This window comes from Rickettsia honei RB, from assembly GCF_000263055.1.
Taxonomy (GTDB): Bacteria; Pseudomonadota; Alphaproteobacteria; order Rickettsiales; family Rickettsiaceae; genus Rickettsia; species Rickettsia rickettsii.
In genome coordinates, this window is sequence record NZ_AJTT01000003.1 from 58,958 (window position 1) to 73,361 (window position 14,404).

The following is a 14,404-nucleotide window of genomic DNA, read 5'->3' on the forward strand; positions in this document are numbered from 1 at the left end:
CTGAATTTAAATTATCGTTTTGTATACTCGTTCAACTTGAAAAATTGGCTACGTCGTCTTTGTAAGTCCTCGGATGCTCACGTGTAAGTATACGCTCCGCCCTTCGGCTTACAGACTCCTTGCTCTTTTCCAAGTTGAACTTCGTATAATAACTCTTCATTTCACAGGAGTATATACTAATGAACTTTGCCTGCGTGGATGCTAGAGGCGTCATTGCGAGCAGCTGTAGGTTTCTACTCGATGTCATTCCCGCGAAAGCGGGAATGACATAAGAGTCATGCAACAAAGCCAATTTAACAACAACTAGAAACTTTATATTTAATAAACAATTATTCACTATAGGCAATGATTTTTTGTAATCCTCCCATGTAATTTATCAAGACATCCGGTATAGTTATTGATCCATCTTCATTCTGATAATTTTCAAGTATTGCAACCATAGTTCTTCCGATAGGTAATCCTGAAGCATTTAAAGTATGAACTAAGGTAGTTTCGTTACTGCCGAATTCTTTATATCTTGCTTTCATTCTACGTGCTTGAAAATCTCCACAATTAGAACAGCTAGCAATTTCGCGATATTGCTTTTGTCCCGGAAGCCATACTTCTATATCATAGGTTTTTTTTGCCGCAAATCCCATATCTCCAGTGCAAAGTAACATAACACGATAAGGAAGATTCAGTTTTTGTAAAATAGTCTCTGATGCATTAGTTATATATTCATGCTCATTTGTTGATTCTTCAGGGGTAGTAATAGATACTAGCTCAACTTTACCGAACTGATGTAATCTAATCATACCTCTTGTATCTCTACCGCTACTACCTGCTTCTGATCTAAAGCACGGGGTGTAAGCAACATAACGTATCGGTAATTTTTCTCTTGGTATAATAGTATCGGCGACCATATTTACTAAAGATACTTCTGCGGTTGGAATTAGTCTGTAACCATTGGTTGTTGCAAAAGACTCTTCGGCAAATTTAGGTAGTTGTCCTGCATTATACATAGCATTATCTCGAACTAATACCGGAGGTGATATCTCAAAGAAATCCCACTCTTTAGTATGAACATCAATCATAAAATTAATTAAAGCACGTTCTAGCTTTGCTAAATCACCTTTTAACGTTACAAATCTAGTTCCAGAAATTTTAGCAGTTTGTTCAAAATCCATTAAATTTAATTTTATACCTAGTTCAAAATGCTGTTTATTCAAAGCATTTGGATTTGTCTCTCCGTAAGTACGAACTAATTTATTCATACTTTCATCCATTCCGTAAGGTACTTCTTCGTCCGGAATATTAGGAAACATATTTAATAGTTCATTTAATTCGTTATTATTATTTAGATCCTGTTCAAGTGCTTCCAACTTCTCATTTATATGTTTGACATCTCTTTGTAACCCTTCAAATTCTTCGCCGCTTTTAGAGGCCATATTACCTAAAATCTTTGATTTTACCTTACGTGCATGCTGAAATTCTTGAATTAAACTCGTAATTTTTCTTTTCTCTCCGTCGAGCATAGCAATTTTACTAGACATAGGTTCAATAAATCTTTGGCTAAGCTTTTCATCGAACAATTCTTTATTTTCTCTAATCCATTTGATATTTAACATTTAGTGTCCTCAGTTTTTCTATAAAATTACATATCATTATTGAAGTTTCATATAATAAAAGTAGCGGTATTGCAAGAGCAAACTGGCTTAAAATGTCAGGAGGCGTTAATATTCCTGCAATAATAAAGTTAATTACCACGGCAATGCATCTTTTTTGCTTAAGTGTTTGTACCTTAACTATTTTTAGTATATTTAATATCATTATCACAACTGGCAGCTGAAAGGCGACTCCAAAAGCAATAATTAAATGAATAACTAAATTTAGATACTCGCTAATTCTTGCTTCCAAAACTATCGGTACGATCATATCACGTTTTTCAAAACTAAGAAAAAAATTCCAAGCTTTCGGCATTACAAAGTAAAAAACAAAAATACTACCGCACCAAAATAAAATAGGCGACATAAAAAGAATAAAAGCGATAATTTTTTTTCATGGCGGTGTAACCCGGGACTGATAAATAAATAACACTCCAAAGCAATTATAGGTATAATAATAGTAAAAGCAGTAAAAGCTGCAAGTTTAATATAGGTAAAAAATGCTTCTGTAAGCCCTGTATAAATTATATTTCGTACCGTATCACCGCTTAGCTTAGTAAGCGGTTTTAATAAAACACTATAAATATTGTCGCTAAAATAATAGCAAATAGCAAATATAATTATAAAAGCAGTAAATATTCTAAGAAGCCTTATTTTTAATTCTAATAAATGTTCTTGAAAACTATATAGTTTCATAAAAATTCTGACTCTTCATTTCGCAGAAATATATATCAATATTATAAACTTTTTTTAATAATTGTCATATCTTTTTAGAAATATTCACAAAGCCTAGTTTCTTTCTATATATTTTATAAAATATCGGGATAAATAACATGCTAAACAGAGTATTACCTAAAAAGAATACAGGCCAAGTAAGATATTTTGCACAAATACCGCCAAGGCTAGCTAGAATAATACGGCTAAGCGAGCTAAAAGATGCAATAATAGAATATTGTGTGGCAACAAATTCACTATTGCAAAGGCTAGCAAAATAGATAGAGATAATAGTTCCTGCAAAGCCTGCACAAAAATTTTGTACTGTAACAGTTATTATAAATGTCTTTATATCATAGCCGATAGTAGCAAGAATCATAAACATAAGAGGTGACAATAATTGAATAACTCCACCAATTAAGACACTATGAAATATACCCATTTTTGCAGCTAAAACGCCGCTTAAAGCTCCTCCGACGATCATGATTAGTAACCCGTAAGCTTTGTAAATAACGGCAATTTCATGAGTAGTAAAACTTAAATCGAGCAATAAAGGTGAACTCATAGCCATAGGTATAGAATCCGCAGCCTTATATAAAAAGATAAACAATATAATTAACAGTAAATATTGCTGTTCATTTTTTAAGGAGATAATACTTTTTTTAATAACTTCAAAATATTGTTGTAATCCTATTAAATGAGTAGTTGTATGGTGTATTTCTTTTGATTGTGGTTCTTTGATACATAAAATTACTATAGGTCCAATTAGAGTAATGAATAGAGCCGATTTATATACTGTATTCCAGCCGAAAATAATTGATGAATATAAAGTACCGACGCTGCCAAGTAACATACCTAAACGAAACCCTATGCTACTAAAGGTAAAAGCCATTGAAAGCTCTTCTTTAGATGTAGGTCTCTCAATTCTATATGCATCAAGTACAATATCTTGTGTAGAACTGCAGGATGAAATAATAAATAAGATAATTGCAGTAATATATAAGTTATTACAAGGGCTTATGTTTAAGAACCCCGTCATCGCTAGGATTAAAAATATTTGTGATACCAATGCCCAGCCACGCCTGTGACCGAATTTAGAACATAAAAAAGGTATAGAGTATTTATCTATAAAAGGTGACCATATGACCTTTAAGCAATACGGAAAGGCAGCTAGTGATATCGAACCTATTATATCAGTGGTGTATTTTGCTTCGGATAATTGATATGGAACTGTAAAAAAAATTAAATTGAACGTAAGACCGGAAATTAAGCCTAAAAGTAAAATACCGATTAAATATGTATGGTTATTTATGTCATTCTTGCGTGAATTGATCTTCAACGTCATTGTGAGGAAAAACTGTAAGTTGCGACGAAGCAATCCACTAAAAAACTCTGATTTACAGAATATTCTATTATTATTTCTGGGTTGCCACCACGCTCCTTGCAGTTGTGGCTTTGTTGCATGGCTTGCTTCCACTTCTGTCATCCTGCAAGTGTGTAGCAGGACCCAGTTAAAAATACTAATATTGTTAGTATTTTTAGTGGTTTTCTGGATACCGTGGTCAAGCCATGGTATAACACCGAACACGTTTTTTGAGCCATGCAACAATGCTTTCAGTCGCTCGCAATGACGATTAGGTACACACGCAATAATGCCTCGCAGGAATGACATAAAGGAATGATTAAAAATTTTGTACACGAAATCTAATAGCTTTAAATAGTTACTTAATATTTCATTTTTAGGGAGTAAGGAGCGACTTTGGAAAATATTTTACCGACTACCGGTATTTTAGTTACAATAGTGCTGATTAAGAAAAAGGAAGGAATAACATTTCCTTTAACCATAATTAATTGCTGCTTGGTATCAATATTACCTGTCATAGTAAAATCAAAGAACGGTCCATGTGCTTCCGTATCAAAAATTGTAATTATATTTCCTCTATAATTAAATTTACCGCTCATATCTTCAAATAAAATATTTTTATTATTAGTTATTGAACTAAGAAAACCCGGCAACGAAACAAAGGAAACAAGCCGTGTTAAAAAAGGAGTATCGACTACCGTAAAATGTTTTATAGAAAATTTGCCGTCTAATATTGGCACTATTTCACCTTTTTTTACTTCATATCTTTTTGTATTTAAGTTGATGTTAATTTGACCGTTTTGCATAGTGGTATACATTCCAAGTCCCTTAAGCAATGCTCCGGCATTATCGGATTCAATGAACCATTGTTCAAAAGTTTCCTTAGCAGTAAGCGACATCTTAACTTTTTTATTATCAATATTAGCATTTAGAAAACCGGAGAAACACCGCACTTTATCACATTTAATTGCTAAATCAAGATTACCTAGAATTATATTATTCTTTAAAAGTATTTTTGATATATTAGTTTTTAAATTAATATTACGTGTAGAATCTCCCGCTTTTTCTAAAAACTGCATCATACTAGCATTTGATAAATCTAATCTGTTTCCATAAAGTGCCGTATTAAGATTATGGTTATCTATGATTATGTTTCCTTTTAAATCCGTATGATTATGTTTAACAGAGGCTAGATTAATATTATAAATATTTTTCTTAATTAAGGCATTACCGTTAATTTTTAGATTATCCTGCCCTGAAATGTTAAATACAATATTTCTATCGAAATTTTTATCAGTTAATTTAGTATATAAATATAAATTGGCTTTTTTATATAATTTTTTATGAATAGATACTTTATCTATATAAAATTCTAAATTATTAAGATTAGAATTAACGGTAATAAAACTCTCATTATTATGCTGTTTTTTATACTCAAAATTTAAAACGGTGCTGCCTGAAATTAATTTAAATACTCCAAATCTTTGATTATTTGCCGCAATATTGCTTTTTATTTTAAGTAAACACTCATTATTTTTATCCGATATATCATGATCATAAGTAAAGCTGCTTGCATAATTATTAATGTTACCTTTACCGCTAATATTTAGTTTATTATCTTTAAAACTACCTTTGGCTTCACCGTTTTGTAATAGGATATTATTGTCTAAGGTGTTAAAAGAGATATTTGTTAATGTCGACAAAACATTATAGCTATTAGGGATATTGGGGCTAATAGGAATTATTAGCTCTATTATTGAATTTGCCGTTCCTTTGATTTTTTTAAGATCAATATTTTGGGCTTTAATATTTTGATATGCATCATTTGGGACAAAGGCAATTAAGTCATTAATTTCACCTTTAGCAGTAGCATTAAAAACAAATTGTGATTTATCCAGTCCTTCCCATTTGAAAGTCATAATACCGTTTGAAACGACACTTTTACCGCTATATGCTTCATTAATTAGAAATTTTATTTCCGGTCCTGAAATGATTATATTAGTATCAACTTTAGTCAAAGGTGGTAAATCTGTATGATATTTATATTCAAAATTCGAGATATGTAAATTTGCTTTTAAATTATCTTCTATTAAAATATTTTTTTTAAAAATTTTTTATCTAATTTAATATTTAATTCTCCGTTTTGGATGTAACCTTGTTTTATATGTTCTCGTAAGTATGAGATTATAGGATTATCCGGAATGATTTTTTCGACTGTTTGATAAATTATTAAAGGCATATTTGCGGCAGCTGCACTTGCATCGATATTTTTATCGGTTATTATACCGCTTAGTGATAAAAAAGCTTTGTTCCCAAAGGTGAGTTTGCAATTAACAGTCTTTGGATTATCTTTAGAATAGGTGGTTTTATATGAGCATAAAGCATTTCCTAGAGGTAAGTCTGCTCCTTGCTCATCAGTTAGGATATCACTTTTTATTGAAGTTAGTCGTATGTCGGTTAGGGAATCTTTTTTAATTATATTTAACGAATAATCACCGGTCGTTGAAGTATTTATAATCTCTTCATCGTTATTTGAAATTACGGAAATTTTATCGATATTAAAATTAGCCTCTATTAACGAATTAGAGAAGAAATTTTTGAAATTAAAGAAAAGATTAAAATCGTTAATTTCTCCTCTAGCATTATCTATAAGACTTAAGGAAATTTTATCTATGGATAATCGGTTTTCTTTAAATTCTAAATTATGTAGTACAGCCTTTATATCATTTTTACTTAAATAAAATTCAATTATTTTTTTCAAAGGTTCATTTAAGTGTCCTTTATTTGCACTATAAACAGTTAGAGTTATAGCCAAAGATAATGAAATCAGAATTATAAAAATACTAATAAAGGTTTTTTTAATAAAATTCATTTGAGCTTGTAAATCTATTGAAATATGATAAAAGCTTTATATACTCGGATAGAACTGCAAAAATTGGCTACGTCATCCTACAAGTACTCCGGTACTCACGTATTAAGTATACGCTCTGTTCCTCGTCTTGTGGACTCCTTGCACTTTTTGAAATTGAGCTTCGTCTATACTATACTACTCTTCATTTATTTGAGGTATACACTTGGAATATAACGTATAATTTAAAAATTTAATATAAAAATCACAAAAAATTATGAATATTACATTTATCGGTAGCGGATATGTGGGATTAGTCTCAGGTATTATTATGAGCTATTTAGGTCATAATGTTACTTGTCTTGATAATGATGAGGTTAAAATATCCAAATTAAATAAGCAAATATTACCGATTTATGAAGCTAAACTTGATGAGTATCTTAAGCAAGCTTTAGAATCTGATAGGTTAAAATTTACAAATATTTATAATAATGAACTTCAAAATGCTGATGCAATATTTATTACGGTCGGTACACCTTCAAAAGGGTTGGGAGAAGCGGATTTAAAATATGTTTATGATGCTATTGATAAAGTTTTCAAGCATATAAATAAAGATTGTTTAATAGTCATAAAATCTACCGTTCCGCCGGGTAGTTGCAGTAATATTATAGCTTATTTAAAATCAAGAGGCTTTTCATTTAATGTTGCTTCTAATCCTGAGTTTTTAAGAGAGGGTAGTGCGGTAGAAGATTTTTTATATCCTGATCGTATAGTTATCGGTGTAAATAATAAAGAATCAGAGGAAATATTGCGAAAAATTTATGCACCTTTACAAGGTGCAAAGTTTGTGGTTACCGATTTAGTGACGAGCGAACTTATTAAATATGCTTCAAATAGTTTCTTAGCTACCAAAATTGCTTTTATTAATGAGATGGCTGATTTATGTGAAAAAATCGGAGGTAATATTAAAGATTTATCTAAAGGTGTAGGACTTGACCAAAGAATCGGTCAAAATTTTTTAAATGCAGGACCTGGTTTTGGCGGTTCGTGCTTTCCAAAAGATATTCTAGCATTAAATAATCTTGTAGAAAATCATCATATAGATTGTAGGATTCTTAAGGCAGTAATTAAAAGTAATAAGCAGCGTCCAAGTAATATGGTAGATAAAATAGCTACTTTGTTAGACGGAGATTTAAAAGGTAAAAATATAGCAATTTTAGGCTTAACATATAAAGCAGGAACAGATGATGTAAGAGCAAGCCCTGCCATCGCAATTGTAAAGATCTTATTAAATAAAGATGTATATGTTAAAGCATTTGATCCTATCGGTCTTGAAAATGCTAAAAAGAATTTGGAACATAAAAATTTGCTATATTTAGATTCAGCAGTTGACGCCTGTAAATCAGTAGATATTATAGTTATTGCAACTGAATGGTCAGAATTTAAAGAACTTAATTGGCAAGAAATTTATGATTTAGTAAAATCGCCGATAATCATTGATCTTAGAAATATACTAGATAATGAAGCAATGAAAAAAATCGGTTTTAGATATTATGCAGTCGGAAGTAAAATTTAGTCTTGTCGTTAAGGCTTCCGATGTTATTCCCGCGTAGGCGGGAATCCAGGGTAAAGCGAGATAAATCGAGCTTTTAAAAAGTTTTAAAGTACTGGATTCCCGCCTACGCGGGAATAACATAAAAAGTCTACGGGAATGACATAAGGAGTCATACAGTAAGACAATAAACTTTAACATTAATTTAAAATGCAACCTGAATTTATTCATTTAAGAACTCAAAGCTCTTATTCTTTTCTAGAAAGTGCATTAACGATTGAGAAGGTAGTAGAACTTGCTTCATCGAATAAAATGCCTGCTATTTGTTTGGCAGATAAGGGAAATTTATTCGGCTCATTAGAGTTTGCATTATGTGCAGTAAAAAAAGGACTGCAGCCGATACACGGAGTTATTCTAAATATAAAATACGATATAGATATTTTTGCTCAAATTTTGCTTATCGCTAAAGATGAAACTGGTTATAAAAATTTACTCAAATTATCAAGTCTTACTTTTACTAAAAATGATCGTAAGATATGCGATCACATTGCTTTTGAAGATTTAATCGAATATCAAGAAGGATTAATAGGATTATGCTGTTATACCGACGGTATTGTCGGAAAATGCTTGCTAGCTCGCAACGAGGAGCAAGCGATGCTGTTTGCACGTAAATTACAGGAAATTTTAGGAGATCGTTTTTACTTTGAGATTATGAGACATGAGCTACCGGAAGAACAGTTTATTGAGGATAGTTATATTAGAATTGCTGCCGAGCTTGCTATTCCGCTTGTTGCTACTAATAAAGTTTTGTTTAGTGAGAAAAGCATGCATGATGCACATGATGTATTGTTATGTATATCAGCCGGTGTTACTAAAGAATATCTGGATCGAAAAACAGTTAGCGAAAATTGTTATTTTAGATCACCGCATGAGATGATAGAACTTTTTTCCGATTTACCTAGTGCCATCCAAAATACCGTGAATTTAAGAGAGCGTTGTTATTTTGCCGCACATGCAAACCCGCCGATGCTGCCTAATTTTGCCACCAAAGATATTAGTGAAACGGATTTAATTAAAAAAGATGCAAAAGAAGGGTTGCTTGCAAGGCTTGCTACAAAGTTTAAATCTGAAAATATTTCGTTAGAGAATCAAGAAGCATTGAAAACCGAATATTTTGCTCGTCTTAATTATGAGCTGGATATTATCTGTAATATGAATTTTGCCGGTTATTTTTTGATTGTATCTGATTTTATTAAATGGAGTAAAAAAGAGGGTATTTTAGTCGGACCGGGTAGAGGATCGGGAGCAGGCTCGGTTGTTGCTTGGAGCTTGCTTATTACTGATCTCGATCCGATTAAATTTGGCTTATTATTTGAAAGATTTTTAAATCCTGAACGTATTTCAATGCCTGATTTTGATATTGATTTTTGTCAGGAAAGGCGTGAGGAAGTAATTAATTACGTACGTTCCAAATACGGTAATAATAGAGTAGGACAGATTATAACTTTCGGTAAGATGCAGGCAAAGGCTGTAATTAAGGATGTTGCTCGTGTGCTTAGCTTACCTTATAAATTCGCTGATTATCTAACGGAGCTTGTCCCTTTTAGTGCAGTTAATCCAGTTAGTTTAGAACAGGCAATGCGTGAAGTTCCGGAGCTTGCAAATGCCGCTAAAGGTAATGGGCTGTATAATTTAGACGGTGAAGCGGAGTTAATTAAGTTAGTGATTGATACTTCGTTAATTCTTGAGGGGCTGCATAGGCATTCCTCAACTCATGCTGCAGGAATCGTAATAGCAGGTACTGATTTAGTCGATATAGTACCGGTATATAAAGATGCTAACTCCGATATGCTGGTAGTTGGTTATTCTATGAAATATTCCGAGATTGCCGGTTTAATTAAATTTGATTTTTTAGGGCTACAAACCCTAACTGTTATTACCGATTGTAAGAAACTGCTTAAAGAGCAAGGGATAGAAGTAGATTTTAACAATATAACGTTTGATGATAATAAGACTTATCAAATGTTGTGTAAAGGTAAAGGAGTCGGCGTTTTCCAATTTGAAAGTATCGGGATGAAAGATGCACTTAGACGCCTTAAACCTGATTCTATACATGATTTGATAGCTCTTGGTGCGTTATACCGTCCTGGTCCTATGGAAAATATTCCTACCTATATAGCTTGTAAGCATAAATTACAACAGCCTGATTATTTACATGAGCTATTGAAACCAATCTTAGAAGAAACTTACGGAGTGGTGATATATCAGGAGCAGGTACAAAGAATTGCTCAGGTTCTTGCAGGTTATACGCTAGGAGCTGCCGATTTACTTCGGAGAGCAATGGGTAAGAAGATAAAAAAAGAAATGGAGGAGCAGGAAGAAATTTTTGTTAAAGGAGCAATTGCTAATAATATTTCGGAATCTCAAGCTAAATCCATTTTTGCGACCGTGGCTAAATTTGCCGGATACGGTTTTAATAAGGCACATGCTGCGTCTTACGGTGTTATTTCATACCAAACTGCATATCTTAAAGCTAATTATCCTGCTGAATTTTTAGTAGCATGCTTAAATCTTGAATTGAATAATCACGATAAAATTAATTTATTTTTACAAGAAGCAAAAGATAACGGCATAAAAATTATTGCACCTAATATTAATATTTCTGAAGGGTATTTTAGTGTAAAGTTTTCGGACACTGTCATCCCGCATAGCGTAAAGCCTGTCATACCGCGACTTGATCGTGGTATCCAGGAAATTTCAAAAGATACCGTGGTCAAGCCACGGTATGACATCGCGGGTGCAATAATCTTCGCCTTAGGTGCTATTAAGGGAGTTACGACGAATTTCGGTAAGTTAGTAACGGATGAGCGAAAAGCAAGAGGGGCGTTTAAATCAATTACTGATTTTATTGAAAGATTACCCCCAAAATCTATTAACAGTAAATTATTGGAAAATTTAATCAAGTCAGGCTGTTTTGATGAGCTGCATGATAATCGATTGCAATTATTGTCAAGCATTCCAAAATTGCTTTCTTATTCAACTGCATATCACGAAGAGCAGGAATCTAATCAATTTAGCTTAATTAAAGTTTCTAGTTTAAGTCCAACTATTTTAGTATCAAGCGATTATGCCGATAAAAATACTTTAGCCTTTTATGAATTTGAGGCTATGGGTTTATTTATCTCTAATCATCCTCTTACGGAATATCAAGAAATATTTAGTCGTTTAAATATTTTAAATACTGCGGATTTGCATAATAACTTACCTGATGGTACTAACCGAGTAAATCTTGCCGGTGTAATACAAAAAAAGGATTCTCGTATGTCGGCAAGAGGTAGGTTTGTGACGCTCGTGCTTTCCGATCCTGAGAATATCTTTGAACTTAGTATTTTTAGTGAGGAAGTTTTAAAAGATTATGTACATTTACTTGATGTTAAAAGTTTGGTAGTTGTTAATTGTGACATAGTTAAAGATGAGGGAGGAATAAAACTAACGGCAAAAAGCTTTTCATCAATTGAGGATGCAATTAATAATAAACAATTTGAACTACAGTTTTATCCACAAAATCATGAAGAATTACGGCAGATAGTAACCTTGCTTGCAGCTCGTATAAATAATGAAGATCAGAGTAATGCTAAAGCTACAATCTATTTACAAAGCGCAGATGTAAAGAATTTTGTAGCAAAAATTACATTACCTGAAAAATTCTTGCTCCAAGGGCAAGATTTTGAGATTTTAAAAGGATATAGTAAATAGCGTAGTTGTTGAGTGGTTCGGTTTTCCACTGTCATTCCCGCAAGGCATTGTTGTGTGGATATCGGGTCGTCATTGTGAGCAGCCATAGGCTGCGTGGCAATCTCATGAAATAATAACAAACTTGAGATTGCGGACGTACAATTACTTCGTAATTTTCCTCGCAATGACGAAAAAACCGAGCCATGCAACAAAGCCAATGCCTCACAGGAATGACATCGAAACCTTGAGTCAACTTTTTTTATAGGCAATACCTGAATTGACAGTCAAATGAATCTATAATTGATATAATTGAGTAATATTCTTTGATGTTTTTTTACCGCTAAATACTGCATTATTATTTTTATTATCGCTAAGTTCCATATATTTTGTTAGTCGATGTTTGTCTGCTATTAACTTTGCTTCTTTTTCTAAATTGATATTTTGCTCAAGATTTGGGTCTTTAATTAATTCTTTAAAATAATTACTTATGGATGTTAATCCCAATTTTCTCGTTAAATACTTATAAAATTTATTTTTGATAGTTTGTTTTTTAGGTTCTGAATTTTTATTGAATGTATTATCGGTTTTAACTTCTTATTTTTTATCTTCTAATACTCCTGTATTAATTGATCTTTTGGTGTTTGATTTAGTTTTGAATTATCTGCTCTTACCCCAGCACTGGCATTATATATATACGATAATTTTTTCTGTTTTCTTTAGAATATTTTATAACATTTGCATGTAATCCTGTATTAGTAAGGAGCATTAGAATATAATAAATATGCTTCTCCGGTTTTTTGCAGTTTATCATATATTTCATCTGTAGTTTTTTCTAAAAATTTTTTTAACTGTTCTGCTGGTGGTAATTCAGTTGAGCTAGTTAATTTACGTAAAAAGGATTGCTTATAAATCTCATCTAAGCCATCCATAAAATGGTCTAATTTTTTACCTGTATTTTCGTCAGGATTTAAAGCTTTATACGCTTAGCCGTTATAAAATGAACTGAGCCTAAATTATAATCTTTTGTGGATTTATCATAGGTACGGGCATCGTCAAGCATTTCGCAGTACTGAGTTGTTTTTGCTTCATACTCATATTTCCGTATGTTATTTAAGGCTTGAGTGATATTTTCATAATGTTCTTTCAGCTTATTTTGGTTATTCTTGTTTAGAGCAGTATTTGTAAGTTGATTATCATAATTTTCTAAGTTACCGAACTTTCTATCATTATTCACATTCTCAACCATATTTTCAACTATTAAGCAGGGATCAAAATAATCATGTATTACGAATAAATGTCAATAATTACTCACCTCAATATATCTACTTTATCTAATTGTTCCCATGTAAAATTTGCGTCTTCTCGGCCGAAATGACCGTAAGAAGCCGTTTTTTGATAACATGGAGTGCAAAGCTTAAGATGTTTAATAATTCTTCCTGGACGCATATCAAAATGCTGTGTTATGAGCGTAGTAATTTGTTCGTTGCTTAATGTGCTAGTACCGCAAGTTTCAGCATAAACAAATACGGGAGCAGCTATGCCTATTGCGTAGGATATTTGTATTTCACAGCGATCTGCAAGTCCTGCTCCTACTATATTCTTAGCAATATAGCGTGCCATGTAAGCAGCCGATCTATCTATTTTTGTTGGATTTTTTCCAGAAAAGCAACCGCCGCCGTGTTTTGCCATTCCTCCATAGCTGTCCACGATAATTTCCCTAAAGGTTAAACCGCAATCTGCAACGGGACCGCCTATAACAAAACCGACCCGTCGGATTAATTAGGTATTTAGTGTCTTTATGAAGTAAATTGCTTGGTAATGCCTGTTTAATAATTTCTTCCATTACTGCTTCAATAAGGTCTTTTTGTTGTATTTCCGGATGATTCTGAGTTGATAAAACTACTGTATCAATGGCAATTGGTTTGTTATTTTCATATCGTAACGTGACTTGAGATTTTGCATCGGGTCTAAACCAAGACAAGATATTTTGTTTACGTAAATATACTTGCCTTTTCATTAATAAATGAGCGTAGTAAATCGGTGCGGGCATGAAACTATCCGTTTCATTACAGGCATAACCGAAAACCATACCTTGGTCTCCTGCACCTATTTCATCGTCATTTGCATTGTCAACACCCATAGCTATATCGGGTGATTGTTAATGATAGCTGAAATTACGACACAACAGCTACCGTCAAATCCATAATTTGGATTATTATAGCCGATTTCTTGTATCTTGCTACGTACTATTTGCTCAATATCCACATAGGTACTAGGCCGCTCACTAGAACTAGACCGGTTGTTACAAATGTTTCACAGGCAACACGACCGTTAGGGTCTTGTTTTAGAATCTCATCAAGTACCGTATCTGAAATTTGATCGGCAATTTTGTCCGGATGCCCTTCAGAAACTGACTCAGACGTAAATATAAAATTTTTCATACATTACGCTCCTTTTAAAATTCTTTAAATGTTATATTAATATATGCTTATTTTATCAAATATGTATGCTGTATTATATGTTGAAGTTATTTTTCTGGATTCCCGCTT

General features: G+C 32.5%; 9 protein-coding genes and 3 pseudogenes. 2 read left to right on the forward strand and 10 right to left on the reverse strand.

Going from position 1 to position 14,404, the window contains the following annotated elements:
* Positions 1–31 precede the first annotated feature (31 nt).
* From WSW_RS1000000113910 to WSW_RS1000000109350, 6 genes and pseudogenes are all read right to left on the reverse strand, one after another.
* The gene (locus tag WSW_RS1000000113910) at positions 32–292 is read right to left on the reverse strand and encodes a palindromic element RPE5 domain-containing protein (RefSeq protein ID WP_083832938.1); all 261 of its coding nucleotides are present in this window, start codon (positions 290–292) and stop codon (positions 32–34) included.
* A gap of 37 nt (positions 293–329) precedes the next feature.
* Positions 330–1,607, reverse strand: a complete 1,278-nt coding sequence (gene serS / locus WSW_RS0103690; RefSeq protein WP_014273802.1) for a serine--tRNA ligase — start codon at positions 1,605–1,607, stop codon at positions 330–332.
* Positions 1,585–2,010, reverse strand: coding sequence for a twin-arginine translocase subunit TatC (tatC, locus tag WSW_RS1000000112995; RefSeq protein WP_238528492.1), 426 nt, complete (start codon positions 2,008–2,010; stop codon positions 1,585–1,587). The genes serS and tatC overlap by 23 nt, the downstream gene beginning before the upstream one ends.
* The gene (locus WSW_RS1000000113000; protein ID WP_238528493.1) at positions 1,959–2,339 is read right to left on the reverse strand and encodes a twin-arginine translocase subunit TatC; all 381 of its coding nucleotides are present in this window, start codon (positions 2,337–2,339) and stop codon (positions 1,959–1,961) included. Before WSW_RS1000000113000 ends, tatC begins: the two co-directional genes overlap by 52 nt.
* A gap of 64 nt (positions 2,340–2,403) precedes the next feature.
* Positions 2,404–4,056 (reverse strand): MFS transporter, encoded by a 1,653-nt coding sequence (locus tag WSW_RS0103700; RefSeq protein ID WP_238528494.1) that lies wholly within the window; start codon positions 4,054–4,056, stop codon positions 2,404–2,406.
* A gap of 26 nt (positions 4,057–4,082) precedes the next feature.
* Positions 4,083–6,592, reverse strand: a pseudogene (locus tag WSW_RS1000000109350) (transporter AmpG 3).
* A 253-nt stretch (positions 6,593–6,845) separates the two neighbouring features.
* On the opposite strand from WSW_RS1000000109350, the gene WSW_RS0103710 reads away from it, so the two are divergent.
* A complete protein-coding gene (locus tag WSW_RS0103710; protein ID WP_016917126.1) occupies positions 6,846–8,144 on the forward strand; it encodes a UDP-glucose dehydrogenase family protein in 1,299 nt (432 codons plus the stop codon).
* Between the two features lie 186 nt (positions 8,145–8,330).
* On the forward strand, positions 8,331–11,876 hold the full coding sequence (gene dnaE / locus WSW_RS0103715; protein ID WP_016917127.1) for a DNA polymerase III subunit alpha: 3,546 nt from the start codon (positions 8,331–8,333) through the stop codon (positions 11,874–11,876).
* 273 nt (positions 11,877–12,149) lie between these two features.
* On the opposite strand, the gene WSW_RS0103720 is transcribed toward dnaE, so the two are convergent.
* The 4 genes and pseudogenes from WSW_RS0103720 to metK all read right to left on the reverse strand — a co-directional run bounded on the left by WSW_RS0103720 (position 12,150) and on the right by metK (position 14,296).
* On the reverse strand, positions 12,150–12,359 hold the full coding sequence (locus tag WSW_RS0103720; RefSeq protein ID WP_016917128.1) for a hypothetical protein: 210 nt from the start codon (positions 12,357–12,359) through the stop codon (positions 12,150–12,152).
* Positions 12,360–12,522: 163 nt separating this feature from the next.
* Positions 12,523–12,784: pseudogene (locus WSW_RS1000000109355) on the reverse strand (hypothetical protein).
* Between the two features lie 38 nt (positions 12,785–12,822).
* A complete protein-coding gene (locus tag WSW_RS0103730; RefSeq protein WP_016917130.1) occupies positions 12,823–13,101 on the reverse strand; it encodes a hypothetical protein in 279 nt (92 codons plus the stop codon).
* A 62-nt stretch (positions 13,102–13,163) separates the two neighbouring features.
* Positions 13,164–14,296, reverse strand: a pseudogene (gene metK / locus WSW_RS1000000111600) (methionine adenosyltransferase).
* Between the last annotated feature and the right edge of the window lie 108 nt (positions 14,297–14,404).

What these genes read in the sequence shown, in the direction of transcription:
- serS (WP_014273802.1), bottom strand. Translation starts at nt 1,607, where the DNA reads ATGTTAAATATCAAATGGATTAGAGAAAATAAAGAATTGTTCGATGAA.
- tatC (WP_238528492.1), bottom strand. Translation starts at nt 2,010, where the DNA reads ATGTCGCCTATTTTATTTTGGTGCGGTAGTATTTTTGTTTTTTACTTT.
- WSW_RS1000000113000 (WP_238528493.1), bottom strand. Translation starts at nt 2,339, where the DNA reads ATGAAACTATATAGTTTTCAAGAACATTTATTAGAATTAAAAATAAGG.
- WSW_RS0103710 (WP_016917126.1), top strand. Translation starts at nt 6,846, where the DNA reads ATGAATATTACATTTATCGGTAGCGGATATGTGGGATTAGTCTCAGGT.
- dnaE (WP_016917127.1), top strand. Translation starts at nt 8,331, where the DNA reads ATGCAACCTGAATTTATTCATTTAAGAACTCAAAGCTCTTATTCTTTT.
- WSW_RS0103730 (WP_016917130.1), bottom strand. Translation starts at nt 13,101, where the DNA reads ATGGTTGAGAATGTGAATAATGATAGAAAGTTCGGTAACTTAGAAAAT.